The 22,748-nt window shown below is 71.7% G+C and carries 23 protein-coding genes; 10 read left to right on the top strand and 13 right to left on the bottom strand.

Annotated elements, in window-relative coordinates; all coding sequences use genetic code 11:
* Nucleotides 1-357 precede the first annotated feature (357 nt).
* Together ACZ43N_RS38455 and ACZ43N_RS38450 are read left to right on the top strand one after the other, a co-directional pair.
* Nucleotides 358-1,482: a magnesium and cobalt transport protein CorA gene (locus ACZ43N_RS38455; RefSeq protein WP_468103948.1), complete on the top strand. Its 1,125-nt coding sequence runs from the start codon at nucleotides 358-360 to the stop codon at nucleotides 1,480-1,482.
* Between the two features lie 41 nt (nucleotides 1,483-1,523).
* Nucleotides 1,524-2,069, top strand: a complete 546-nt coding sequence (locus ACZ43N_RS38450) for a hypothetical protein (protein WP_468103947.1) — start codon at nucleotides 1,524-1,526, stop codon at nucleotides 2,067-2,069.
* A 258-nt stretch (nucleotides 2,070-2,327) separates the two neighbouring features.
* On the opposite strand, the gene ACZ43N_RS38445 is transcribed toward ACZ43N_RS38450, so the two are convergent.
* Nucleotides 2,328-3,038 carry a hypothetical protein gene (locus ACZ43N_RS38445; protein ID WP_468103946.1) on the bottom strand — a complete coding sequence of 237 codons (711 nt, stop codon included), beginning with the start codon at nucleotides 3,036-3,038 and terminating at the stop codon, nucleotides 2,328-2,330.
* 272 nt (nucleotides 3,039-3,310) lie between these two features.
* Here ACZ43N_RS38445 and ACZ43N_RS38440 point away from each other — a divergent pair, with 272 nt between their 5' ends.
* From ACZ43N_RS38440 to ACZ43N_RS38430, 3 genes are read left to right on the top strand one after another with little or no spacing between them, the layout of a single operon-like run.
* Nucleotides 3,311-4,600, top strand: coding sequence for a magnesium transporter MgtE N-terminal domain-containing protein (locus ACZ43N_RS38440; protein WP_468103945.1), 1,290 nt, complete (start codon nucleotides 3,311-3,313; stop codon nucleotides 4,598-4,600).
* Between the two features lie 58 nt (nucleotides 4,601-4,658).
* Nucleotides 4,659-5,264, top strand: coding sequence for a DUF1003 domain-containing protein (locus ACZ43N_RS38435; RefSeq protein ID WP_468103971.1), 606 nt, complete (start codon nucleotides 4,659-4,661; stop codon nucleotides 5,262-5,264).
* 43 nt (nucleotides 5,265-5,307) lie between these two features.
* Nucleotides 5,308-6,441 (top strand): Mrp/NBP35 family ATP-binding protein, encoded by a 1,134-nt coding sequence (locus tag ACZ43N_RS38430; protein WP_468103944.1) that lies wholly within the window; start codon nucleotides 5,308-5,310, stop codon nucleotides 6,439-6,441.
* Between the two features lie 126 nt (nucleotides 6,442-6,567).
* On the opposite strand, the gene ACZ43N_RS38425 is transcribed toward ACZ43N_RS38430, so the two are convergent.
* From ACZ43N_RS38425 to sigE, 5 genes are all read right to left on the bottom strand, one after another.
* Nucleotides 6,568-7,239 carry a hypothetical protein gene (locus tag ACZ43N_RS38425; RefSeq protein WP_468103943.1) on the bottom strand — a complete coding sequence of 224 codons (672 nt, stop codon included), beginning with the start codon at nucleotides 7,237-7,239 and terminating at the stop codon, nucleotides 6,568-6,570.
* A gap of 309 nt (nucleotides 7,240-7,548) precedes the next feature.
* Entirely contained in the window at nucleotides 7,549-7,977 is a 429-nt protein-coding gene (locus ACZ43N_RS38420; protein WP_468103942.1) for a sec-independent translocase, read from the bottom strand.
* Nucleotides 7,978-8,191: 214 nt separating this feature from the next.
* Nucleotides 8,192-10,789, bottom strand: coding sequence for a S1C family serine protease (locus ACZ43N_RS38415; RefSeq protein WP_468103941.1), 2,598 nt, complete (start codon nucleotides 10,787-10,789; stop codon nucleotides 8,192-8,194).
* Between the two features lie 142 nt (nucleotides 10,790-10,931).
* Nucleotides 10,932-12,149: an anti-sigma factor family protein gene (locus ACZ43N_RS38410; protein WP_468103939.1), complete on the bottom strand. Its 1,218-nt coding sequence runs from the start codon at nucleotides 12,147-12,149 to the stop codon at nucleotides 10,932-10,934.
* Nucleotides 12,146-12,862: an RNA polymerase sigma factor SigE gene (gene sigE, locus ACZ43N_RS38405; protein WP_468103970.1), complete on the bottom strand. Its 717-nt coding sequence runs from the start codon at nucleotides 12,860-12,862 to the stop codon at nucleotides 12,146-12,148. Before sigE ends, ACZ43N_RS38410 begins: the two co-directional genes overlap by 4 nt.
* 357 nt (nucleotides 12,863-13,219) lie before the next feature.
* Between sigE and ACZ43N_RS38400 the strand changes: the two genes are divergently transcribed.
* On the top strand, nucleotides 13,220-13,837 hold the full coding sequence (locus ACZ43N_RS38400) for an O-methyltransferase (protein ID WP_468103968.1): 618 nt from the start codon (nucleotides 13,220-13,222) through the stop codon (nucleotides 13,835-13,837).
* A 135-nt stretch (nucleotides 13,838-13,972) separates the two neighbouring features.
* On the opposite strand, the gene ACZ43N_RS38395 is transcribed toward ACZ43N_RS38400, so the two are convergent.
* Together ACZ43N_RS38395 and ACZ43N_RS38390 are read right to left on the bottom strand one after the other, a co-directional pair.
* The gene (locus tag ACZ43N_RS38395; RefSeq protein ID WP_003966491.1) at nucleotides 13,973-14,140 is read right to left on the bottom strand and encodes a DUF3117 domain-containing protein; all 168 of its coding nucleotides are present in this window, start codon (nucleotides 14,138-14,140) and stop codon (nucleotides 13,973-13,975) included.
* Nucleotides 14,141-14,286: 146 nt separating this feature from the next.
* A complete protein-coding gene (locus ACZ43N_RS38390; protein ID WP_468103937.1) occupies nucleotides 14,287-14,451 on the bottom strand; it encodes a hypothetical protein in 165 nt (54 codons plus the stop codon).
* A gap of 67 nt (nucleotides 14,452-14,518) precedes the next feature.
* On the opposite strand from ACZ43N_RS38390, the gene chcB reads away from it, so the two are divergent.
* A complete protein-coding gene (gene chcB / locus ACZ43N_RS38385) occupies nucleotides 14,519-15,310 on the top strand; it encodes a 2-cyclohexenylcarbonyl CoA isomerase (protein ID WP_468103935.1) in 792 nt (263 codons plus the stop codon).
* Nucleotides 15,311-15,354: 44 nt separating this feature from the next.
* Here the strand turns inward: chcB and ACZ43N_RS38380 are convergent, their stop codons facing one another.
* A complete protein-coding gene (locus ACZ43N_RS38380; RefSeq protein ID WP_468103933.1) occupies nucleotides 15,355-15,945 on the bottom strand; it encodes a DNA-3-methyladenine glycosylase I in 591 nt (196 codons plus the stop codon).
* Entirely contained in the window at nucleotides 15,942-16,292 is a 351-nt protein-coding gene (locus ACZ43N_RS38375; protein ID WP_468103931.1) for a DivIVA domain-containing protein, read from the bottom strand. The genes ACZ43N_RS38380 and ACZ43N_RS38375 overlap by 4 nt, the downstream gene beginning before the upstream one ends.
* A 120-nt stretch (nucleotides 16,293-16,412) precedes the next feature.
* On the opposite strand from ACZ43N_RS38375, the gene folP reads away from it, so the two are divergent.
* Entirely contained in the window at nucleotides 16,413-17,273 is an 861-nt protein-coding gene (gene folP / locus ACZ43N_RS38370; RefSeq protein ID WP_468103929.1) for a dihydropteroate synthase, read from the top strand.
* Between the two features lie 209 nt (nucleotides 17,274-17,482).
* Here the strand turns inward: folP and ACZ43N_RS38365 are convergent, their stop codons facing one another.
* Together ACZ43N_RS38365 and dapE are read right to left on the bottom strand one after the other, a co-directional pair.
* Nucleotides 17,483-18,241 (bottom strand): LOG family protein, encoded by a 759-nt coding sequence (locus ACZ43N_RS38365; RefSeq protein WP_468103927.1) that lies wholly within the window; start codon nucleotides 18,239-18,241, stop codon nucleotides 17,483-17,485.
* 167 nt (nucleotides 18,242-18,408) lie between these two features.
* On the bottom strand, nucleotides 18,409-19,488 hold the full coding sequence (gene dapE, locus ACZ43N_RS38360) for a succinyl-diaminopimelate desuccinylase (RefSeq protein ID WP_468103925.1): 1,080 nt from the start codon (nucleotides 19,486-19,488) through the stop codon (nucleotides 18,409-18,411).
* Between the two features lie 119 nt (nucleotides 19,489-19,607).
* Between dapE and ACZ43N_RS38355 the strand changes: the two genes are divergently transcribed.
* The gene (locus tag ACZ43N_RS38355) at nucleotides 19,608-20,621 is read left to right on the top strand and encodes a VldE C-terminal domain-containing protein (RefSeq protein WP_468103923.1); all 1,014 of its coding nucleotides are present in this window, start codon (nucleotides 19,608-19,610) and stop codon (nucleotides 20,619-20,621) included.
* Nucleotides 20,622-21,123: 502 nt separating this feature from the next.
* On the top strand, nucleotides 21,124-21,567 hold the full coding sequence (locus tag ACZ43N_RS38350; protein ID WP_468103921.1) for an ATP-binding protein: 444 nt from the start codon (nucleotides 21,124-21,126) through the stop codon (nucleotides 21,565-21,567).
* Between the two features lie 65 nt (nucleotides 21,568-21,632).
* On the opposite strand, the gene ACZ43N_RS38345 is transcribed toward ACZ43N_RS38350, so the two are convergent.
* Nucleotides 21,633-22,733 (bottom strand): bifunctional succinyldiaminopimelate transaminase/glutamate-prephenate aminotransferase, encoded by a 1,101-nt coding sequence (locus ACZ43N_RS38345; protein WP_468103920.1) that lies wholly within the window; start codon nucleotides 22,731-22,733, stop codon nucleotides 21,633-21,635.
* Nucleotides 22,734-22,748: the final 15 nt, after the last annotated feature.

The raw sequence follows: 22,748 nt of genomic DNA, 5'->3' as shown, positions 1-22,748 counted from the left end.
TGGGGCTGCGATGGACCGAAGTCGACCGTGCAGTACCACCCGCTCTTCCGACCGCTGAGTCATGTAGCTCTCGCGTCAGCTCTCTGCTTGGCTGCCACCCTCATTCGCGCCGTGCCGCTCGTCGGTCGTCGCGCAACGGAAGAGCACTTCTTTACCGCCTTGATCCCATCACCGATCAGCCGTCGCCGATCAGACCTCATCGATCCGACGTCGCCGATCTGAATCAAGCGAAGCTGTCACCGCGACGGTGCGGTGCTCCCCGCTTTGTGGACGTGCCAAACATCGAAAGTCAAAACGTCCTCATTCCGGGTAGTTCCATCCGTCGTCGGCGGCCTTTCGTTGCGAAGGAGTCTGCCCATGTCGATGATCAACAACCTGCGCGCCGCGGTCCGCCCCTCCCGGCCGTCCCGGCTGTCGCTGCGCAAGGACGGCGCCGTGTACGACGCCACGCGCCCGGCGGAGGCGACCACGGCCGTCGTGGACTGCGCGGTCTACCGCGACGGCGCGCGCATCACGCTCGAGCGCACCCTCGCCCCGCACGAGGCGATCCGTCAGGTGCGCCGGGACGGCGGGTTCGTGTGGATCGGTCTGCATGAGCCGTCCGAGGCCGAATTCGCCGGTATCGCGGCCGAGTTCGGGCTGCACCCGCTGGCCGTGGAGGACGCGGTGCACGCGCACCAGCGGCCGAAGCTGGAGCGCTACGACGACACCCTCTTCACGGTCTTCAAGACCATCCACTACGTCGAGCACGACGAACTCACCGCCACCAGCGAGGTGGTGGAGTCCGGCGAGGTCATGTGCTTCACCGGGCGGGACTTCTTCATCACCGTCCGGCACGGCGGTCAGGGCTCGCTGCGGGCGCTCCGTCACCGGCTGCAGGACGACCCGGAGTTGCTCGCGAAGGGCCCGTCGGCCGTGCTGCACGCCATCGCCGACCATGTCGTCGACGGATACGTGGCGGTCGCGGACGCGGTGCAGGACGACATCGACGAGGTGGAGACGGAGGTGTTCTCCCCCGGACGCAAAGGCACGCCCCGGGGCACCGACGCCGGCCGCATCTACCAACTCAAGCGCGAGGTCATGGAGTTCAAGCGGGCGGTGCTGCCGCTGGTGCGGCCCATGCAGCTGTTGAGCGAGCGACCGATGCGGCTGGTCGACCCGGACATCCAGAAGTACTTCCGCGACGTGGCCGACCACCTCGCCCGGGTGCAGGAGCAGGTCGTCGGCTTCGACGAGCTCCTCAACTCGATCCTCCAGGCGAACCTGGCGCAGGCCTCCGTCGCCCAGAACGAGGACATGCGCAAGATCACCTCCTGGGCGGCGATCATCGCCGTGCCGACGATGGTGTGCGGGGTGTACGGCATGAATTTCGACTACATGCCGGAGACGCACTGGAAGTTCGGCTACCCGGTGGTCCTCGGCGTCACGGTGGCGCTCTGCCTGGGCATCCACCGCACGCTCAAGCGGAACGGGTGGCTGTAGCCGCCCGGCGCCACCGAGGGACCAGGGCCTAGGCTGACGGCATGACGGAACAGCTGCTCGACCGGGCCCTCGTCGAGGAGGCCACCAAGAAGTCCGGGCTCATCTGGGTGCGCGGCGACGGGGCGGCGTCGCCGCAGGTCCAGGGACACGGGGTGCCGTCGCGTGCGCTGTGGCACGTCTGGCACGAGGGCGCGGTGTGCCTGGTCGGCGACGGGCCGGGGGAGCAGCCGCTGCCGGGGCTCGTCGACGGCGGCTCGGCGGTGGTGACCGTGCGCAGCAAGGACAAGGGCGGACGGCTCGTGACCTGGGACGCGACGGTCGTGGAACTGGCTCCTCGGTCGGCCGAGTGGGAGGCGGCCGTGGCCGAGCTCAAGGGGAAGCGGCTGAACGCGCCCGACGGTGAGGCCATGCCGGAGCGGTGGGCGCGGGAGTGCCGGGTGCTTCGTCTGGAGCCGGCGGGGACGACGGCACCGTTGCCTGACGGCGATCTGGCGCGGCGCCCGCTGCCGACGCCGGCGACCACGCGTCAGCCGGTGCCCGCGGGGCTGCCGCGGCTGCTGTTCAAGCGCCGGAAGAAGCGGGGCTGAGGAGTCGCCCGCCCGTCGGCCCGGGGCGGGCGTCGTCAAGCGGCTGCGGGCTCGTCGGCGCTGGTCGCGCGATGGCCCGCGCCCGTCGGAGTGCGGCCCCGGCTGGGGCCCTTCTGTGCGGCGCTACGTGGGCTTTCGCCCGGTGCGGCGACAGGGCGTGCCGGACGTCGCGACGCCACGGGGATCCATCAGAAGGGCCCTGGTGATCTGAGTCGGAGATTCTGCCGCCTACCGCCGACGAATCTCCGGCTCACGTCACTAGGACGTCGGGAGTTGTTTGCCGTAGTCGACCACCGACTTCTCGTCCGGCTCCTCCAGCGGGAAGTTCTTGCCCCAGTCGGTGAGGAGGATGGTGCCCGCGTCGCCGGCGCGGACCAGGCGGAGAGGGTAGGGGGTGCCTTCGAGGGAGACGTCGAGGGTGCCGCCGGAGCCCTTGTCGCCGGTGATGCGGATCGTGCGGGTGCCGGACTGCTCGTGGTGGCCGTCGGTGGAGAGCGTGCCGTGCAGGGTGAGCAGGCTGTTGAGAAGGACGTCCTTGTCGGTGAAGCCGCTGAAGCGCTGGTAGGCCGGGTCGCCGGTGGGGACCTTGACGTACATGCCGTCCAGCTTGTCCGCGGCGGCCGTGTCGGAGCCGTCGTCCTTGCCGTCGTCCTCGTGGTCCCAGAACTCTGCGTCGGCCTTGAGGAAGAGGTGCTCGCCGACCTTCAGCAACCGGAAGGTCGTGGCGCCCGACGTCACGGATCCCGTGCCGCCGTCCTCCTTCAGGCGCATGTCCAGCTTGTAGGTCTTGCCGTTGCTGACGACGGAGCCCGACAGCCGGACGGCGTCGGCCGCCGTGGCGGCCGCCTTCGTCCTGCTCTGGATCTTCTCGGGGGCCAGCCTGCCGACCCCGTTGGTGCCCTCGTTCGGATCCTCGCTGCATCCCGTGAGCCCCAGCCCGCTCGCCACGAGGGTGCAGACGGCGCTCACCAGTGCGGCCCTTCGGGTTCGGGGAGTCGGAGTCACAGACGATGCACCTCTTCGTGGGGAGTCCAGGCCTACCGCAGAGTACCGGGGCTTCCGCGGTGCCACGGAGGCAGTCCGTCCGCACCGCTCACCAGGGCATATCCGATCGGGACGGGCTAGCCTGAAGCCCTCCTCGACGGACATATCCCGTATGACTCGCCTGATTATCGCGAAAGACCCCCGCGGCTCGGAGAGCACACGGATCGCACACGGAACGCGCAGGAAAGGGGCGGCTCATGGCGGCGTTCGCGCCCCGGATCTTCGTCTCCCATCTCTCCGGAATCGCGGTCTTCGACCCGAACGGCGACCAGGTGGGCCGCGTCCGCGATCTCGTGGCCATCCTGCGGGTGGGACGCAAGCCACCGCGGCTGCTCGGTCTGGTCGTCGAGCTGCACACCCGGCGACGGATCTTCCTGCCCATGACGCGGGTCACCGGGGTGGAGTCCGGCCAGGTCATCACCACCGGTGTGGTGAACGTGCGCCGCTTCGAGCAGCGGCCCACCGAGCGGCTCGTCATCGGGGAACTGCTGGACCGTCGCGTACGGCTCGTGGAGACGGGTGAGGAGGTCACCGTCCTCGACATCTCGGTGCAGCAGCTGCCGGCCCGCCGGGACTGGGAGATCGACCGGGTGTTCGTGCGCAAGGGGAAGGGCGGCGCGTTCCGGCGGCACAGGGGCGAGACGCTCACCGTGGAGTGGTCGGCGGTCACCGGGTTCTCGCTGGAGGAGCACGGACAGGGCGCCGAGAACCTCCTCGCGACCTTCGAGCAGCTCCGCCCGGCCGACCTCGCCAACGTGCTCCACCACCTCTCCCCCAAGCGCCGGGCCGAGGTCGCCGCCGCCCTCGACGACGACCGGCTCGCCGACGTGCTGGAGGAGCTGCCGGAGGACGACCAGATCGAGATCCTCGGCAAGCTCAAGGAGGAACGGGCCGCCGACGTCCTGGAGGCCATGGACCCGGACGACGCGGCCGACCTGCTGGCCGAGCTGCCGGAGGCGGAGCAGGAGCGGCTGCTGACGTTGATGCAGCCGGACGAGGCGGCGGACGTACGGCGGCTCATGGCGTACGAGGAGAAGACCGCCGGTGGGCTGATGACGACCGAGCCGATCGTGCTGCGTCCGGACGCCACGGTGGCGGACGCGCTCGCCCGGGTCCGCAACGCGGATCTGTCCCCGGCACTCGCCGCCCAGGTGTACGTGTGCCGGCCGCCTGACGAGACGCCGACCGGCAAGTATCTCGGCACGGTCCATTTCCAGCGGCTGCTGCGCGACCCGCCGTACACCCTGGTCAGCTCGATCCTCGACGACGATCTCCAGCCGCTCGACCCGGAGGCCGCGCTCCCCGAGGTGGCCGGGTTCTTCGCGACGTACGACATGGTGGCGGCGCCCGTGGTCGACGAGAGCGGTTCGCTGCTGGGGGCGGTGACCGTCGACGACGTCCTGGACCACATGCTGCCGGAGGACTGGCGGGAGACGGAGTTCCATCTGGACGACGACGAGGTGGAGGGGGCCGCCCATGGTTCCTGAGCGTTCCGAGCGCCAGGGGCGGGACGGAGGGCGCGAGCGGGCACACGCCGGGGCGGTGATGCGCGAGCGCACGCCGTCTTCCGGGGCGCCCCCGCGGGAACGCATGCCCGCCGGGGCCACCGCGCGCCCGCGGACCCGTCTCGACCAGCCTCTGCCACGCCGGGCGAGGTTCCTGCCCGAATGGGACCCGGAGGCCTTCGGACGGCTCTCGGAACGGATCGCGCGGTTCCTGGGCACCGGGCGGTTCATCGTCTGGATGACCGTCGTCATCATCCTGTGGGTCGTGTGGAACGTCTCGGCCCCGAACGACCTGCGCTTCGACAGCTATCCCTTCATCTTCCTGACCCTGATGCTGTCCCTGCAGGCCTCGTACGCCGCCCCGCTGATCCTCCTCGCGCAGAACCGCCAGGACGACCGCGACCGGGTCAACCTCGAACAGGACCGCAAGCAGAACGAGCGCTCGATCGCCGACACCGAGTATCTGACCAGGGAGATCGCGGCCCTGCGGATCGGTCTCGGCGAGGTCGCCACCCGCGACTGGCTGCGCTCCGAGCTCCAGGACCTGGTCAGAGAGCTGCACGAGCGCGAGGGCGACGGGCATCGCGGGACCAGGGCCCTATTCCCGCCGGAGCACCCCGGCGGGCGTGACATGAACGACCGCTGACGGGGCTCCCAGGGGCCCCGCGCGTCGCCGTACCATCGTCCTTATGGCTACGGAAGACGCGGTGCGCGAAGCACTGTCGACGGTGAACGACCCCGAGATCAACCGCCCCATCACCGAACTCGGGATGGTCAAGTCGGTGGAGATCGGTGCGGACGGAGCGGTCGCGGTCGCCGTGTACCTGACGGTCTCCGGCTGCCCCATGCGCGACACGATCACGCAGCGCGTGACGGAGGCGGTGTCGCGGGTCGAGGGCGTCACCCGCGTCGACGTCGAGCTGGACGTGATGAGCGACGAGCAGCGCCGTGAGCTGGCGTCCGCCCTGCGCGGCGGCCAGACCGAGCGCGAGGTGCCCTTCGCGAAGCCGGGCTCCCTCACGCGCGTGTACGCCGTCGCGTCCGGCAAGGGCGGCGTCGGCAAGTCGTCGGTCACGGTGAACCTGGCGGCCGCGATGGCCGCGGACGGTCTGAAGGTCGGCGTGGTCGACGCCGACATCTACGGCCACTCAGTGCCGCGCATGCTGGGCGCCGACGGGCGTCCCACCCAGGTCGAGAACATGATCATGCCGCCGTCGGCGAACGGTGTGAAGGTCATCTCGATCGGCATGTTCACCCCGGGCAACGCCCCCGTCGTCTGGCGCGGCCCGATGCTCCACCGCGCCCTGCAGCAGTTCCTCGCGGACGTCTACTGGGGTGACCTGGACGTCCTGCTCCTGGACCTCCCCCCGGGCACCGGCGACATCGCCATCTCGGTGGCGCAGCTGGTCCCGAACGCGGAGATCCTCGTCGTCACGACCCCGCAGCAGGCGGCGGCCGAGGTCGCCGAGCGCGCCGGCTCCATCGCGGTCCAGACCCACCAGAAGATCGTCGGCGTGGTCGAGAACATGTCGGGCCTGCCCTGCCCCCACTGCGACGAGATGGTGGACGTCTTCGGCACCGGCGGCGGCCAAGTCGTCGCCGACGGCCTCACCCGCACCACCGGCACCACTGTGCCCGTCCTCGGCAACATCCCGATCGACGTCCGCCTCCGCGAGGGCGGCGACGAGGGCAGGCCGGTCGTCCTCTCCGACCCCGACTCCCCGGCGGGCGCGGCCCTCCGGGCGATCGCCGGCAAGCTGGGCGGCCGCCAGCGGGGCCTGTCGGGCATGAGCCTGGGTATCACCCCGAGGAACAAGTTCTAAGGGCTGTCCGCTGTCCCGTGATCCCCGGCGGGCGCACGACGCCGGTCGCGGCCCTCGGGCCCCTACGGCGAGGAGGGGGCACCGCCACGATGGAGCGCGGTGCCCCTTTCACTGGGCGCGGGTCCGCTACGCGTACGTCGCGATGTCCTTGATCATGGCGAACCCCAGGCCGTAGGCGCTCATCCCTCTCCCGTAGGCCCCCAGGTGCACCCCTTCCTGGGTCGAGCCGGCGAGCACCCACCCGAACTCGGACTCGCGATAGTGGAAGGGCGTGGGGACGCCGTCCACCGGCAGGGACAGCGTCGACCAGTCGGGCCCGGCGAGGTCGTCCGCGAGGACCCACGCCGTCTCGGTCTGCTGGTCCAGCCAGTCGTCCCTGCGAACGTGGTCCAGCTGTCCGGGCCAGGTGAAGGACAGCAGCCCCACACCGGCCAGCCACGCGGCCGAGGAGACCGACGTGGCCTCCAGCACCCCCGTGCCGTCGGCGCTGCGCCGTACGTCGTTCGCGGCGACGGTCACCACGACCGCGAACCGCTCCTTGGGCTCGTCCTCCGTGAGTGCGGTGAACTCGTTGCGGACCGAGGGCTCGTCGCCGTGTCCGACCGAACCGTGCTCGACGGCGCCTTCCGCCGAGGTACCGACCTGCATCAGCCAGCGCGGCCCCGTGAAGGCCTCGTCGAGGCCGTACCAAGGGAAGGGCGCCAGCAGGTAGCCGTCGACCGTGCGTCGGGCGAAGGGGGCCTGTTGTCCGCCCTCCGCGGCCGACGCCTGCGCGTCTACCCGACTCGTCGTCTCCATGTGCCCGGACGCCTCCTCGCTCTCGACGGACCGGAGCGGCCCGCCCCCCTCTCGGGCGTCGCGCTCGCTTTCCTTACGGTCCGCACAACAACAGGGCAGCATAGCCACAGCGCTCCGAGCAGCAGGGAAAGCGCCCGGCGCGTAGGACGGCGTACGGACGGCTTCAGGCCGTACGAGGGCGCCTGCGGGTATGAATCGCATCACGTCCGGGGGCGCGGCAGCACGCGGGTGTACGGCGGCGGAGGGCAGGCGGGAGGCACTGCTGACGACGGCCTGGCGGGCCGCTCGGGCCACGACCGCGCGGACGCCTCAGGTGGCGTCCAGGTCGTACGGCGGGCGCTCTTCCAGTTCGAGCTTCTCGCGCTTCTTGGTCATGTCGACGGCTCCGCCGGAGCCGGAGGAGGACGACTCGGACTCACGGCCGTGGACCGCGTCCGTCAGCTCGGCCATCTCCTTCTTGAGGTCGAAGCCGTTGCGGATCTCCTTCAGCCCCAGGTCGTCGTTCTCCAACTGCTTGCGGATGAACGTCTTGGGGTTGAGGTCCTCGAAGTCGAAGTCCTTGAACTCGGGGCCGAGTTCATTGCGGATGTCCTGCTTGGCGCTGTCCGAGAACTCACGGATCTTGCGGATGGTCCGCGTGACGTCCTGGATCACCTTCGGGAGCTTCTCCGGTCCGAAGACGAGCACGGCGAGGACGACGAGCGTCACCACCTCGAGCGCACCTATGTCATTGAACACCTGAAGCTCCTTGCGATGTCCTCGGTCCCGATCCGCGGGCCTCGGCAGGTCTTCCGTGGTCCGGGCCGGATCCACGGTACCCGGCGATCCTGTCGAACCGGTACTGTCCGGCGGCGCCGGACCGTGGTCACCCCATGGGTTTTCCCAGCTGTTTGCCTGACAGGAGGGGGCACGGCTCCCCCTCCTGTGAAGTTGCCGTCATGGCGCGGCGCCGTCAGCCCCCGTCGGAGGAGCCGAGGGTCAGGGTGACCGTCTGCTCCTTGCCGTCCCGCTGGAGGGTGAGTTCGAGCCGGTCACCGGGGCGGTGGGCGCGCACCTTGACGATCAGTTCGTCGCCGGAGTGGATGCGCTGGCCGTCGACCTCGGTGACGACGTCGCCCGCGCGGATGCCGGCCCGGTCGGCAGGTCCGCCCTCCTTCACGGTGCCGTCGCTGTCGTCGCCGACGCGGGCGCCGTCACCCGAGTAGTCCATGTCGAGGGTCACGCCGATCACGGGGTGCGTGGCCTTGCCCGTGTTGATCAGTTCCTCGGCGACGCGCTTGCCCTGGTTGATGGGAATAGCGAAACCGAGCCCGATCGATCCGGCCTGGCCGCCCTCCGACCCGGAGCCGCTCCCGGCGGACCGGATGGCGCTGTTGATGCCGATCACCCGGGCGTTGACATCGACGAGCGGGCCACCGGAGTTGCCCGGGTTGATCGGCGCGTCGGTCTGCAACGCGTTGACGTACGACACGTCGCTGCGGTCGCCGCTCTCCCCGCCGGCCGTGATGGGCCGCTCCTTGGCGCTGATGATGCCGGAGGTGACGGTGTTGGCGAGGTCGAAGGGGGCGCCGATCGCCACGACCGGGTCGCCGACCCGCACGTCGTCGGAGTTGCCGAGCGGCAGCGGCTTGAGCCCGCTGACCCCCGACACCTTCACGACGGCGAGGTCGTACCCGCTGTCCCGGCCGACCAGGCTGGCGTCGGCGGTCTCACCACCGCTGAAGGTGACCGTTATCTCGCCGTCGTCACCGGCGGGCTCCACGACGTGGTTGTTCGTGAGGATGTGGCCCCGCTTGTCGAGCACGAATCCGGTGCCGGTGCCTTGCGCGTCCGAGCCGCTGACATGGAGGGTCACCACACCGGGCAGGGCACTCGCCGCGATCCCGGCGACACTGTCCGGGGCCCGCCCGGCCGTCCCGCCGCTGGACTGCGGCAGCTCGACCTCACCGACCCCGCCGTTCCGCTCCAGATAGGCCCCCACGGCCCCGCCGACGCCGCCGGACACGAGCGCGATCAACACGGCGCCCAGCACAAGGACCTTCACCCCGCGCCTGCGCCGCCGCGCCATGTCGTCGACGGCGGCCCCGTTCTGCTGCAACGGCCCGGACCCGGACCACGGGTCGTAGTTCCGCCAGGGATCCCGCGCCCCCGAGGAGGCTCCTTGGGACGCCCCTTGAGGAGCATCCGGGTAGGACGTCTGCGAGGAGTCCGGGTAAGGGGGCGGAGCGGCCTGAGAAGCGTCCGGACAGGACGGCGCCGCGGGTTGCGAGCCGCCCCCGTAGGGCGGCTGCGCGGACTGCGGAGCGTCCGCGTAGGACGGCTGCGGAGGTTGGGAGGCACCCGGGTAGGACGCGGGCGCGTTGCCGCCGGGTCGGGACGGGTCCGCGGGGGGCTGCGGGGCCGCCTGCGCCGCGTTCCCGTAGGGAGCGGGCGAGGATGCGGCAGGCGTGCCGCCGTGCGTGCCCTGTGAGCCCGGCATGCCGTCGGTCGAGTGGACCGGTGGCGGGGCAGGCACTGCGGCCTGGGGGGCCACCATCGTGGTCGCGCCGTGCGCGGGAACCGCCGCCGGGACCGGCACATCGTGCGTCGGGGGCACGGCCGGGACCGCCGGGCCGTGCGCCGGCGGTCCACCCGGCACCTCATGGCCCGGCGTTCCCGGCTGAACCGCCGTGCCGTGCGCCGGGGTTGTCGCCGGGTGCTGGACCGGTGGTGCGGGCGCCCAGGGGCCGGGCTCGCCGTAGGGCGGGGTGCTGTAGGGGTCGGGGTCGTGCAGGGGCCTGGGGCGCTGGACGGGCGCCTCCGGGTCTCCTGTGGGGCTCGGGGCGCCCACCGGCTGTGCAGCGGCTACGGCGGCATCGGCGGAGGCGGATGCCGCGGCGGCCGGTGCGCTCGGTCCCGCCGTGACGGGCTCCGCTCCACCCCGCTCCGCCGGCACGGCCGCCGACGTCATGGTCGCCGACGTCATGGCCGCCGACGTCTCGTGCGGAGTCAGCCGAGTCAGCGGAGTCGTTTCGTCGGCCGCGGCTGCGCTCTTGTCGAGGACAAGGCGTGTGGTCGTCTCGTCCGTCTCGACCTGTGCGGTTCCCTCGGTGGCCGGTGCCGCCGCGCCCGCGTGGACGCCCGGTGTCGTCGCCGTCGCGTCGGTGCTCCTGCCCGGGTCCGCGGAGACCGGTCGCTCCAGCTCGAAGTCACCGCTGTCCGCACCCCACGTCGAGTGAGCCCGCGACAGGTCGCCCTCCGCGGAGTCCCCATCCGGAACTCCCCGCGCCGGCTCGCCTCCCGGCGGCTCGTCCTGCCGCGACGGCCCCGCCGGTCCGGCCAGTTCGAAGTCGTCGTCGTGGGTGGGACGGTCGCGGGCCGGTCTCGTCGCGGGCCGCTCCAACTCGAAATCGCCCCCCTCGTTCGCCCCGCCGTCCGCGGAGCGGAACGCGTCCGCCGCCACCCCGTCGGCCCCCGAAGGCCCGCTGTGGTCCCCCGTCGTCCCGGCCCCCGCGCCCTGCGCTCGGGGTCGGCTCCACCACTTCCCCTTCGTGGGCTTCCCCTCGTTCATGTTCTCCCCACACCTGGGGCCCGTCCCAAGGACCGGCCCGACGCCCACCGTTCGCCGAGTGCCGCCGACCGGAACCGGCCCGGGCGGACACGGCCCACTCTGGATTCAACCAGGTTCGCGGGCCGACGCGCAGAACTCGGTGTCAGCGGAGGACGGGGGAGGTGGGAGTGGGCGACGAGGTGGTGTCGGGGGCCGGCAGCAGGCCGGGAGCGGTGAGCTGGGGCGCCTGTGACCATGTCGTCGGTTGGAGGAGCGGGACCGCCGTGAGCGGACGTATGAGCGGGGACATGACGGCCGCGCCCGCCAGGACGGGCTTGGTCAGCGGGTCCGCGGACTGGCGGAGCTGACCGCCCGGCGCCGGGATCCCGGGCAGCAGGGGAGCCGAGACCTCGGTCGGAGCCACCGGCACGTCGGCCCGCTGGCCCTGTCCGAGGAGGGGACCGATGGTGCCGCGGCGACGCTGCGCCTCGGGGCTCGTGGCCGCTCCGGTGGTCTGGGTCCGCAGGGGCGTGACGTTGCTGCCGGAGCCGGCGCCGCCTCGGGCGTCCACCGTCTCGGCGGGGGCACCGGCGGTCATGCCGCCCAGCGCGATCGCGGCCAGCGACACCGCGCCGGCCGCCACGAACGCGAACCGCATACCGCGCGAGGCGGAACGCTCGGCCTCGTGCCGGCTCACATGGTGGATCCGAAAGCCGTGGTCACCCGTGGCTCGGCGCTCCTCGGCGGCCGTGGCCTGCCGGTCCTCGCCGCCGTCCCCGTCCGCCGAGAGCGTGCTTCCTCCGCCGAGGAAGCCGCGATCGTCCGATGGAGAACGTCCGTTGAGAGGTCCTCGGTCGCCGAGGAAGCTCCGACCGCTGAGGAAGCCCCGGTCACCGAGGAAACCGCGTCCCCCGGTCAGACCCCGGCCGCCGAGCAGCCCACGGCCTTCGGAGGGCGACAGCGTGCCGCTGTGCGGACCCGCGGGGACGTATCCGAAGGAGTCCCCGGCGGAGCCGAAGACGCCGAAGTCGGCGAAGTCCCTGTTGTCGGAGGAGTCGAGGGGGAGTCCGTGGCCGCCGGGCGTCCCCCGGGGTCTTCCTCCGAAGCCTGCGCCGTCCAGCGGGGAGCCGCCGTCCAGGTCGCCGCCCGCCGGGAGCATCTGGAGCCGGGCCAGGAAGCTCTCGGAGGGGGGCGGCGGGGCGGCCTCCGCGAAGACGTTCTTCAGTCGGCGCTGTGCGTCCGCCTCCGCCTTGCACTTCGGGCAGGTGGCCAGATGTGCCAGGACGCGTTCGCGCGCCTCATGACCGAGCTCTCCGTCGACCAGCGCGGAGAGTCGGTCTCCCAGGTGCTGCTCAGCAGGGGTGGGCCGGGATCCACTCACGCGGTCGCGCCCCCTCCTCCCAGCGCGGGCACCCTGGGCACCGTGAAGCCGCGGCGCTGCTCGGCCCGGGCCTGCGGGGAGCGGTGCGCGAGAGCCTTGCGGAGCTGGGAGCGGCCGCGGTGGATCCGGGAGCGGACCGTACCGAGCTTGACGCCGAGGGTCGCGGCGATCTCCTCGTACGACAGTCCTTCGATGTCACAGAGGACGACGGCGGCGCGGAACTCCGGCGCGAGGGTGTCGAGGGCCTGCTGGACGTCGGCGTCGAAGTGCGCGTCGTTGAAGATCTGCTGGGGGGTGGGCTCGCGGCTGGGCAGGCGCTCGGCCGCGTCCTCCCCGAGGGCGTCGAAGCGGATGCGCTGCTTGCGCCGGACCATGTCCAGGAAGAGGTTCGTGGTGATGCGATGCAGCCAGCCCTCGAAGGTGCCGGGCGTGTAGGTCGACAGGGAGCGGAAGACACGGACGAAGACCTCCTGGGTGAGGTCCTCGGCGTCGTGCTGGTTGCCGGTCAGGCGATAGGCGAGGCGGTAGACCCGGCCGCTGTGGGTGCTGACGATCTCCTCCCAGGTGGGCGGAGTCCACGCCTGCGCGTGCGCGTCCGTGGTGAAGGTCGCAGTCTGCGCTCCGCGCGTGGCGGAAGCGTCGGCGTGGCTGTGGTCAGCGGTGTCGTTCACGGATTTCGGCCTGCCCGCCGACCCGAGAAAGCGCCGCAGCACTCCTCCCCGATCCACAGGCGCAGCCGCACCTCCCCTATCGGCTCTGGTGGTGTCCAGTGGAGCCCCTACCATAGCCACCTCGCCCGTTAGCTCCGGATAAGCGGTTTTACGAGAATTTGATGTGTGCCGATCCGGCTCATACGGCTGATCCGTCCGATCCGGCTCATATGGCTTTGTCAGCAGCTGCACCGGCGCCTGCTCGCCGTACCGATCCATCACTTGACCCCCGTCGCGGCCCCCGTCACTCACTCATCCCTTTAAACGACCGGTCCCATCAGCAGGTTCCCGGCGGCAACGGATACAGTCACGCCCAGGTATCCGCGGGTACATAAGGAGAGGGTCATTACCGGCAACCGGCTGACGAGCTGGGCGTTCGCCGACGCCTTTGTCGCCGAGGACGACGCGCTGCGCTGGGCTCGCGACCGGGCTCGGGAAGCAGGGCTGCGCTCGGTGTCGCCCGGCACAGGCGCCGCGTTGAGCATGCTCGCGGCCTCCGTGGACGCGAAGGCGGTCGCGGAGATCGGTACCGGGACCGGTGTCTCCGGTATCCATCTGCTGCACGGCATGCGGCCGGACGGCGTGCTGACCACCGTCGATCCGGAGCCGGAGCACCAGCAGTTCGCCCGGCAGGCGTTCCGCGCGGCCGGCTTCGCCAGCAACCGCGCGCGCTTCATCCCGGGCCACGCCCTCGACGTGCTGCCCCGGCTCGCGGACGCCGGGTACGACCTCGTCTTCTGCGACGGCGACCGGTTGGAGAGCCTCGACTACCTCGCTGAATCGTTGCGTCTGCTGAGACCCGGCGGCCTGGTCGCCTTCGAGGGGGTCTTCGCCCACGGCCGCACCGTTGACTCGGGCCCCCAGCCGACCGAGGTCATACGCCTGCGGGAGCTGCTGCGCACGGTCCGCGAGAGCCCCGAGCTGGTGCCCTCCCTGCTCCCGGTGGGCGATGGGCTGCTCTGCGCGGTCAAGCGCTGAAGACCCGCACCCCCGCCGCCACCCGCCCCGCCTCCGCCGTTCACCCGGTGCACGCCGTACACCCGGCACAACAGTGCCCCGGCACCACCGAGGGGCGGTGCCGGGGCACTGAAGAGATATGGGTCGCTACGCGCGTCAGCCGACGACCTTCTTGAGGGCGTCGCCGAGGGCGTCGGCCTCGTCAGGGGTCAGCTCGACGACGAGCCGACCGCCGCCTTCGAGCGGAACGCGCATGACGATGCCCCGCCCCTCCTTGGTCACCTCGAGCGGGCCATCGCCCGTCCGCGGCTTCATGGCCGCCATGCTCGTTCCCCTTCCTGAAACCAGCTCATCGCCAAAGCCGACGGCCCTGGAGGGCAGGCGCGGGCCCACCTGGGGACACGCGACACCGGCATCGAACACATTGCTTCCAGGCCATTATCCCGCATCTCACGACCCGATGACCAACATCAGTAGGCATCGCTTGAGCAACGCGCGCGAGCAAAACCACCCAATTCGGCGATGTGGCTGCGATACTGCGCCACCGCACCGACCTCGGTCGCCGCTCGGCCGATCGAGATTCTTTGACGCAGGTCACACGTCCGGCCCGCGCCACCGCCGTTGATCTCCGACATGCTGTGCTGTGACGCAGGGCGTACCGACCAGTACGTCACCAGCCGCGACACCGGAGGGGTAACCGCCATGGCCGACACCGTGCTCTACGAGGTGCACGACGGACTCGCGACGATCACGCTGAACCGCCCCGAGGCGATGAACGCGCTGAACATCGCGACCAAGGTCGCGCTGCGGGAGGCCGTGGAGTCCGCCGCCGGGGACGACGCGGTACGGGCCGTGCTGCTGACCGCCGCCGGGGACCGGGCCTTCTGTGTGGGGCAGGACCTGAAGGAGCACATCGGGCTGCTCGTCGAGGACTCGACGCAGGTCATGAGCACGGTCAAGGAGCACTACAACCCCATCGTGAAGGCCATCGCCGGCATGCCGAAGCCGGTGGTGGCGGGTGTGAACGGGGTCGCCGCCGGCGCCGGCCTGGGCTTCGCGCTGGCCGCGGACTACCGGGTGGTCGCCGACACCGCCGCGTTCAACACGTCCTTCGCCGGGGTCGCGCTCACCGCCGACTCCGGGGTCTCGTGGACCCTGCCGCGCGTCATCGGTCCCGGCAGGGCCGCCGATCTGCTGCTGTTCCCGCGCAGTATCAAGGCCCAGGAGGCGTACGAGCTGGGGATCGCCAACCGGCTCGTCCCGGCGGCCTCGCTGCCCGGCGCGGCCGAGCAGGTGGCGCGGATGCTGGCGGAGGGGCCGACGGTGGCGTACGCGGCGATCAAGGAGGCGATGGCCTACGGGTTCTCGCACTCGCTGGCGGAGACCCTGGGCAAGGAGGACGAGCTCCAGACGCGAGCGGGGGCCTCGGAGGACCACGCGATCGCCGTGCGGGCGTTCGTGAACAAGGAGACGCCGAAGTATCTGGGCCGCTGAGGCCGGGCCCGGCCGCCGCACTCCCCCTCCCCCTCGAAGGACCTCTAAAGGGGCGCCCCTCTCGCCACGCAGGTCTCCAGGTGGTCGTCCACCAGGCCGCACGCCTGCATCAGCGCGTACGCCGTGGTGGGACCGACGAAACGGATGCCCTGTCTCTTCAGGGCCTTGGACAGGGCCGTGGACTCGGGCGTGACCGCGGGGACCTCGGCGAGGGTCTTCGGGGCCGGGCGGGTGGCGGGGTCGGGGGCGTGGGACCAGATCAAGGTGTCCAGGTCGCCGGGTGCCCATTCCGCGAGGACCCGGGCGTTGGCGACCGTGGCCTCGATCTTGGCACGGTTGCGGATGATGCCCGGGTCGGCGAGGAGTCGTTCCTCGTCGGCCTCGGTGAAGGCGGCCACATCGGTGATCTTGAAGCCGGAGAAGGCCGCGCGGAAGCCCTCACGGCGGCGGAGGATGGTGATCCAGGAGAGGCCGGACTGGAAGGCCTCCAGGCAGAGCCGCTCGTACAGCGCGTCGTCACCGTGGACCGGGCGGCCCCATTCCTCGTCGTGGTACGCCACGTAGTCCTCGGTCGACAGGGCCCAGGGGCAGCGCAGGGCGCCGTCGGGGCCGGCGAGGGCGGTGCGGTCGCTCACCGGTGCTCGCCCTCCTCCGGCTTGCGCAGCGACGTCGTGGTGGCCGCGCGGGCGCCGGCGAGCGCGGACTCCAGGTCGGCGATCCGGGCGTCCCGCTCGGCGATCTCGGCGCTGAGGCGGCTGAGGGCGTCGTCGACGTCCACCATGCGGTAGCCGCGCAGGGCGACCGGGAAGCGGAGGGCCTCCACGTCCGCGCGGTTGACCGGGCGGTCGGCCGGCAGCGGGTCCTGGAGCCGCTCGGCGGTGGCCTCGGGCAGGGCCGCGCTCTCACCGCCGCCCACCACGGCGAGCGTCACCGCGGCCACCACGACCGCGAGCGCGACGACCAGGAACAAGAACATGAACATCGCTGGGGTCCCCTCGAGTGTGTCCGCTCCGATCGTGCCATGCGAGTCTGACAGTTAAGGTCGCAGGCGGTTGGGCAGGGCGGTCGATCTGCGGGACGTATCGGGAAGAGGGCACAGCGGATGCTCAGGCTGGGCAGGCGGGAATTCGGCACGCACGAGCCGGTGATCATGGCCATCGTGAACCGGACCCCGGACTCCTTCTACGACCAGGGGGCCACGTTCCAGGACGAGCCGGCGCTCGCGCGGGTGGAGCAGGCGGTCGCCGAGGGGGCCGCGATCATCGACATCGGTGGTGTGAAGGCCGGGCCGGGCGAGGAAGTGACCGCCGAGGAGGAGACGCGGCGGACGGTGGGGTTCGTGGCCGAGGTGCGGCGGCGGTTCCCCGACGTGATCATCAGCGTCGACACCTGGCGGCACGAGGTCGGTCAGGCCGTCTGCGAGGCCGGGGCTGATCTCCTCAACGACGCGTGGGGCGGGGTCGACCCGCGGCTGGCGGAGGTGGCGGCGCTGCACCGGGTGGGGCTGGTGTGCACGCACGCGGGGGGCGCCGAGCCTCGTACGCGGCCGCACCGGGTCGAGTACGACGACGTCATGGCCGACATCCTGCGGGTGACCGTGGGGCTGGCCGAGCGGGCCGTGGCGCTGGGGGTGCCCCGCGAGTCCGTACTGATCGATCCCGGGCACGACTTCGGGAAGAACACGCGGCACAGCCTTGAGGCGACGCGGCGGCTGGGGGAGATGGTGGGGACGGGATGGCCCGTGCTGGTGTCGCTGTCCAACAAGGACTTCGTGGGGGAGACATTGGACAAGCCGGTGAAGGAGCGGGTGGTGGGGACCTTGGCGACGACCGCGGTGTCGGCGTGGCTGGGGGCGCAGGTGTACCGGGTGCATGAGGTGGCCGAGACGAAGCAGGTGCTCGACATGGTGGCGTCCATCGCGGGGCACCGGCCTCCTGCGGTCGCCCGGCGGGGGCTGGCCTAGGGGTTCTCGCCCCCGCCGCCCCTTCCCGTCCCGTCTCCAGGGGCTGCGCCCCTCGGCCCCGGCTTCCGGGGACCGCCGCCCCCGAACCCCGCTCGGGGCCGAGGGGGTGGCTTCGGCCGGATGCCGGTGCCATGCCTCCGGGCTGGTCGCACGGTTCCCCGCGCCCCTCGAGGGAGCCTGGGGCTACGCCCCGGCTCCCTCGATGAATGTCAGCGGCCCGCCTCCTTCGAGACCAGGGCCACCGCCTCGTCCACGTCGTCGGTGACGTGGAACAGGGTCAGGTCCTTCTTCGCGGCCTTGCCCTCGGCCACGAGCGTGTGGGTGAGCCAGTCGACCAGGCCGCTCCAGTAGGACTCGCCGAAGAGGACGATCGGGAAGCGGGTCACCTTCTGGGTCTGGACGAGGGTGAGGGCCTCGAAGAGTTCGTCGAGGGTGCCGAGGCCGCCGGGCAGGACGACGAACCCCTGGGCGTACTTGACGAACATCATCTTCCGGACGAAGAAGTAGCGGAAGTTGAGGCCGATGTCGACGTAGGGGTTGAGGCCCTGCTCGAAGGGCAGCTCGATGCCGAGCCCGACGGAGGTGCCGCCGGCTTCGAGGGCGCCCTTGTTGGCCGCCTCCATGGCCCCGGGGCCGCCGCCGGTGATGACGGCGAAGCCCGCCTCCACGAGGCCGCGGCCGAGCCGGACGCCCGCCTCGTACTCGGGTGAGCCGGCCGGGGTCCGGGCGGAGCCGAAGACGCTGATGGCGGGCGGGAGTTCGGCGAGCGTGCCGAATCCCTCGATGAACTCGGACTGGATGCGCAGGACCCGCCAGGGGTCGGTGTGGACCCAGTCCGAGGGGCCGCCCGCGTCCAGCAGCCGTTGGTCGGTCGTGCTCGCCTGCACCTGGGTGCGTCTGCGCAGCACCGGCCCCAGCCGCTGCTCCTCCGGTGGCTGGTTCCTGCCCTCGGGGTTGCCGGTCGCCATGTCCGCTCCCTCCGCCGTGCTGGTGGTTCGGTTCAGCGTAGATCCACGCGGGTTACGGAGGGGGGACGCGAGCGTGTCCGCCGCGATCCGTCACCGACGCCTTCCGATGCCCGCCGATATGCGGTGATTCATCTCCAGCGGTCCTCCGGCCGAATCCCTGCGGCGCCTCAGGCGGTGAGCCAGGCCCGCAGGCGCTCCTCCCCCGCCAGGATCTTCGCGGTCTCCACGCGTTCGTCACGCTTGTGCGCCAAGTGCGGGTTCCCGGGGCCGTAGTTGACCGCGGGGACGCCGAGCGCGCTGAAGCGGGAGACGTCCGTCCAGCCGTACTTGGGCGAGGGCGTGCCGCCGACCGCCTCGATGAAGGCGGCGGCCGCCGGGTGGGAGAGGCCGGGCAGCGCGCCGGGGCTGTGGTCGTCGACCACGAACTCCTCGACACCGCAGTCGGCGAAGACCTCGCGGACATGGGCGATGGCCTCCTCCTCCGTACGGTCGGGCGCGTAGCGGAAGTTGACCGTGACCACGCACTCGTCGGGGATGACGTTGCCGGCGACGCCGCCCGAGATGCCGACCGCGTTCAGACCCTCCCGGTACTCCAGGCCGTCGATCAGCGGGTAGCGCGGCTTGTACTCCGCGAGGCGGGCGAGGATCGGGGCGGCCGCGTGGATGGCGTTGGAACCCATCCACCCGCGGGCGGAGTGGGCGCGCTCGCCCTTCGTCCTCAGCAGGACCCGCAGGGTGCCCTGGCAGCCGCCCTCGACCTGGCCGTCGGAGGGTTCCAGGAGGACCGCGAAGTCACCCTCCAGCCACTCGGGATGGGCCTCGGAGATGTGCTTGAGGCCATTGAGCTCGGCCGCTACCTCCTCGTTGTCGTAGAAGACGAAGGTGAGGTCGCGGTTCGGCGACGGCACCGTGGCCGCGATGCGCAGCTGGACCGCGACGCCGGACTTCATGTCGCAGGTGCCGCAGCCCCACAGGACGCCGTCCTGGTCGAGGCGGGAGGGGACGTTGTCCGCGATGGGCACGGTGTCGATGTGGCCGGCCAGGATCACCCGCTCCGCCCGCCCCAGGTGCGTACGGGCGACGACGTTGTTGCCGTAGCGCTCGACCGCGAGGTGCGGCAGGGCGCGCAGCGCGGTCTCGATCGCGTCCGCGAGCGGCTTCTCGGTGCCGCTCTCGGAGGGGAAGTCGACGAGCTGCGCGGTCAGCCGCGCCGCGTCCAGGGTGAGGTCAATCGGGGTCTCGGCCATGCCCTCGACCCTAACGCGCCGCCCGCACGGTTCCGGCCGCCGACCGGTTCAGGCCGCACGCGACGAGGTTGTCCACAACCCGCGGCACGTTCCCATTACCCTCCAGTACCTTGGACGGCGTGCCAGAGTCGTACACCGTTTCTCCTCATCCTCGCCCCCGCCGCCGTGGGGGCTGCTTCCTGCGCTTCGCGGCGGCGTTCGTCGTGCTGCTCGCGCTGGGGGCGTATCTGACCATGCAGTATCTGACCGGAGGCAACGGCACACCGAAGTGCAAGGTGGTGTCGGCCGACGACGCGAAGACGTCGTACGAGTTCACTCCCGAGCAGGCGGCGAACGCGGCGACGATCTCGGCCGTCGGCACCTCGCGTGACCTGCCCGAGCGGGCCGTGACGATCGCGTTGGCGACCGCGCTCCAGGAGTCCGGGCTGCGCAACATCGCGCACGGCGACCGGGACTCCCTGGGGCTGTTCCAGCAGCGCCCGTCGCAGGGCTGGGGCACCGAGCAGCAGATCCAGGACCCCGTGTACGCGGCGGGCGCGTTCTACGAGCACCTGGTGAAGGTCGCGGACTACGAGGAGCTGCCGCTGACCGTGGCCGCCCAGCGGGTGCAGCGCAGCGGCTACCCGGACGCCTACGCCAAGCACGAGCCGGACGCCGCGCTGCTGGCCGCCGCGCTGACCGGCCGGGCGGCGGCCACACTGACCTGCGAGGGACGCCGGGAGGCGTCCGCCACGGCGTACGGCGGCGGCCCCGAGGCGGTGCGCAGCGCGCTGGCGCGGGACTTCGGGGACAAGATGGTCGAGACGGCCGGGGCCGTGGTGAAGTCGAAGCGCTCCGCCGCCTCCGCGAGCGCCCCGGGTTCGTCCGCCGCCCGGCCGGCGGGCGGGGCGAGTGCGCGCCCGGCCGTCTCGGCCCTCACGATCCCCGTGCCGGACACCGGGGGTGCGGACGACATGCGGCGGCGCGGCTGGGAGCTGGCGCACTGGGCCGTCGCGAACTCCTCCCGGCTGGGCGTCGAGCGCGTCTCGTACGCCGGGCGGGAGTGGGTCGCCGAGGGGCGGGCCGGTGCGTGGCGGAAGGCCGCGGCGACGGAGGGATCCACGACCGAGGTCCGCATCACCACGGGACGGTAAGGGCCCGTGTCGCCGGGGGACGGCAGAGGGTCGCGTCACCCGCGGGACGGCAGAGGGTCGCGTCACCCGCGGGACGGCAGAGAGTCGCGTCACCCGCGGGACGGCAGAGGTTCGCGTCGGCACGGGGCGACCATGGTCGGCAGGTCCGAATCGTCCTTGGACAGCGGGGCTCGGCACTCACCCGTCGGAGCTAAGCGTGGTGCGCCGGGTCGACGAGGTGCGCGGGTTTTCGCCCGCGTGCCCTCGCCTCTTCGAAACCCCTGGGAGCGTGTAGCCGTAAGGATTCGGCAGACTGTCGAATCGCGCGCCGTTCATCCGTTTTTATCCGGATTCGATAATGCGACGCATTGCCAACTCTTTACGTTGGGCCGCCGCAACCTTCGCGGACCACGAGCGGTAATCACTGCGTCCGAGCCCGGAACGATCCCGTCGACAGCCATTCGGCGGTCAACTCCCGGGCACGGTCGGACACTTCACCGTTCTCTTCCGTCAAAGGAGCACCATGTCCCTCCCCCTGACCCGCCGGATCGCCAATGCCGCGCTGCTGACCGCAGCGGGAGCGGCCTCCGTGGTCGGTGCGGCCGGCTCCGCGAGCGCGGCGCCCGAACTCCCGGCCACCCCGGACCTGGGCGGTCTGTCCGCCGTGGACGGGACGAACGCCGGTAACACCGTCGACGGCGCGACGCAGAGCGTCACCGGCGTGGCGAGCAACGTCGGCGGCAAGGCGGCCAAGGAGACCCTGCCGACCGTGAGCAAGACCGGCGGCAAGGCCGTCAAGAAGACGACGCCCGTCGCCCGGAAGACCGCCGGGGACGCCGCGGGCACCGCCGGTGCTGCTCTGGGTGACGCGGCCAAGGGCGCGACGAAGGGCGGGCTGCCGACGGACTCCGTCGCGAAGGGCGGGCTGCCGACGGGCAAGCTGCCGGTCAAGAGCCCGCTCGGCTGACACCTGGTCCAGCGGCCGAAGGGGCCCGGGGTTTCCCCCGGGCCCCTTCGGCTGTGCGGTCGGGGCTACGCCCGGGTCAGGCGGGCCACCGCTGCCGCGACCCGCTCGTCCGTGGCCGTGAAGGCCACGCGCACGTGGTGCTCGCCCGCGGAGCCGTAGAAGTCGCCCGGGGCCACGAGGATGCCCAGGTCGGCGAGGTGGGCGACCGTGGCCCAGCAGGACTCGTCCCGGGTGGCCCAGAGATAGAGGCTGGCCTCGCTGTGTTCGATGCGGAAGCCGTGGCGCTCCAGGGCGTCGCGGAGGGCGGCGCGGCGTGCGGCGTACCGGTCGCGCTGTTCGCGGACGTGGGCGTCGTCGCCGAGGGCGGCGACCACGGCGGCCTGGGTGGGGGCGGAGGTCATCATGCCGCCGTGCTTGCGGATCTGCAGGAGCGGGTTCAGCACGGCCGGGTCGCCCAGCAGGAAGGCCGCGCGGTAGCCCGCCAGGTTGGAGCGCTTGGACAGGGAGTGGACGGCGACGATGCCCTCGTACGAGCCGCCGTTGACGTCCGGGTGGAGGACCGAGACGGGGTCGGCCTCCCAGCCCAGCTCCAGGTAGCACTCGTCGGAGAAGAGCAGGATGCCGTGCTCGCGGGCCCAGGCGACGATCCGGGTCAGTTCCTCCTGGGAGAGGACCTTGCCGGTGGGGTTCGAGGGCGAGTTCAGCCAGAGGAGCTTCAGGCCCTCGGGGTCGAGCTTCGTCGGGTCGTCGTAGACCTCGTGATCGGCGCGGGCGAGGCGGGCGCCCACCTCGTACGTCGGGTAGGCGAGGCGCGGGTACGCGACCCGGTCGCCGGGGCCGAGGCCCAGCTGGGTGGGGAGCCAGGCGACCAGTTCCTTGGAGCCGACGATCGGCAGGACGTGGCGGTGGGTGATCCCGCGGGCGCCGAGGCGGCGCTCGGCCCAGCCGGTGATCGCGTCACGCAGTTCGGGGGTGCCCCAGACGGTCGGGTAGCCCGGCGAGTCGGCGGCGGCCACCAGCGCCTTCTGGATCAGCTCGGGAACCGGGTCGACCGGGGTGCCCACGGAGAGGTCGACGATGCCGTCGGGGTGGGCGGCGGCCGTCGCCTTGTACGGCTCCAGCTTGTCCCAGGGGAAGGTGGGGAGACGATCGCTGACTGCGGACACGGGATCTGGCTCACT

It is taken from the genome of Streptomyces sp. NPDC030814 (genome assembly GCF_055572155.1).
This window is presented reverse-complemented; position numbering and strand designations above follow the sequence as displayed.

What these genes read in the sequence shown, in the direction of transcription:
- ACZ43N_RS38455 (WP_468103948.1), top strand. Translation starts at nt 358, where the DNA reads ATGTCGATGATCAACAACCTGCGCGCCGCGGTCCGCCCCTCCCGGCCG.
- ACZ43N_RS38450 (WP_468103947.1), top strand. Translation starts at nt 1,524, where the DNA reads ATGACGGAACAGCTGCTCGACCGGGCCCTCGTCGAGGAGGCCACCAAG.
- ACZ43N_RS38440 (WP_468103945.1), top strand. Translation starts at nt 3,311, where the DNA reads ATGGCGGCGTTCGCGCCCCGGATCTTCGTCTCCCATCTCTCCGGAATC.
- ACZ43N_RS38435 (WP_468103971.1), top strand. Translation starts at nt 4,659, where the DNA reads ATGCGCGAGCGCACGCCGTCTTCCGGGGCGCCCCCGCGGGAACGCATG.
- ACZ43N_RS38430 (WP_468103944.1), top strand. Translation starts at nt 5,308, where the DNA reads ATGGCTACGGAAGACGCGGTGCGCGAAGCACTGTCGACGGTGAACGAC.
- ACZ43N_RS38425 (WP_468103943.1), bottom strand. Translation starts at nt 7,239, where the DNA reads ATGGAGACGACGAGTCGGGTAGACGCGCAGGCGTCGGCCGCGGAGGGC.
- ACZ43N_RS38415 (WP_468103941.1), bottom strand. Translation starts at nt 10,789, where the DNA reads ATGAACGAGGGGAAGCCCACGAAGGGGAAGTGGTGGAGCCGACCCCGA.
- ACZ43N_RS38395 (WP_003966491.1), bottom strand. Translation starts at nt 14,140, where the DNA reads ATGGCGGCCATGAAGCCGCGGACGGGCGATGGCCCGCTCGAGGTGACC.
- ACZ43N_RS38390 (WP_468103937.1), bottom strand. Translation starts at nt 14,451, where the DNA reads ATGTCGGAGATCAACGGCGGTGGCGCGGGCCGGACGTGTGACCTGCGT.
- chcB (WP_468103935.1), top strand. Translation starts at nt 14,519, where the DNA reads ATGGCCGACACCGTGCTCTACGAGGTGCACGACGGACTCGCGACGATC.
- ACZ43N_RS38375 (WP_468103931.1), bottom strand. Translation starts at nt 16,292, where the DNA reads ATGTTCATGTTCTTGTTCCTGGTCGTCGCGCTCGCGGTCGTGGTGGCC.
- folP (WP_468103929.1), top strand. Translation starts at nt 16,413, where the DNA reads ATGCTCAGGCTGGGCAGGCGGGAATTCGGCACGCACGAGCCGGTGATC.
- ACZ43N_RS38365 (WP_468103927.1), bottom strand. Translation starts at nt 18,241, where the DNA reads ATGGCGACCGGCAACCCCGAGGGCAGGAACCAGCCACCGGAGGAGCAG.
- dapE (WP_468103925.1), bottom strand. Translation starts at nt 19,488, where the DNA reads ATGGCCGAGACCCCGATTGACCTCACCCTGGACGCGGCGCGGCTGACC.
- ACZ43N_RS38350 (WP_468103921.1), top strand. Translation starts at nt 21,124, where the DNA reads ATGTCCCTCCCCCTGACCCGCCGGATCGCCAATGCCGCGCTGCTGACC.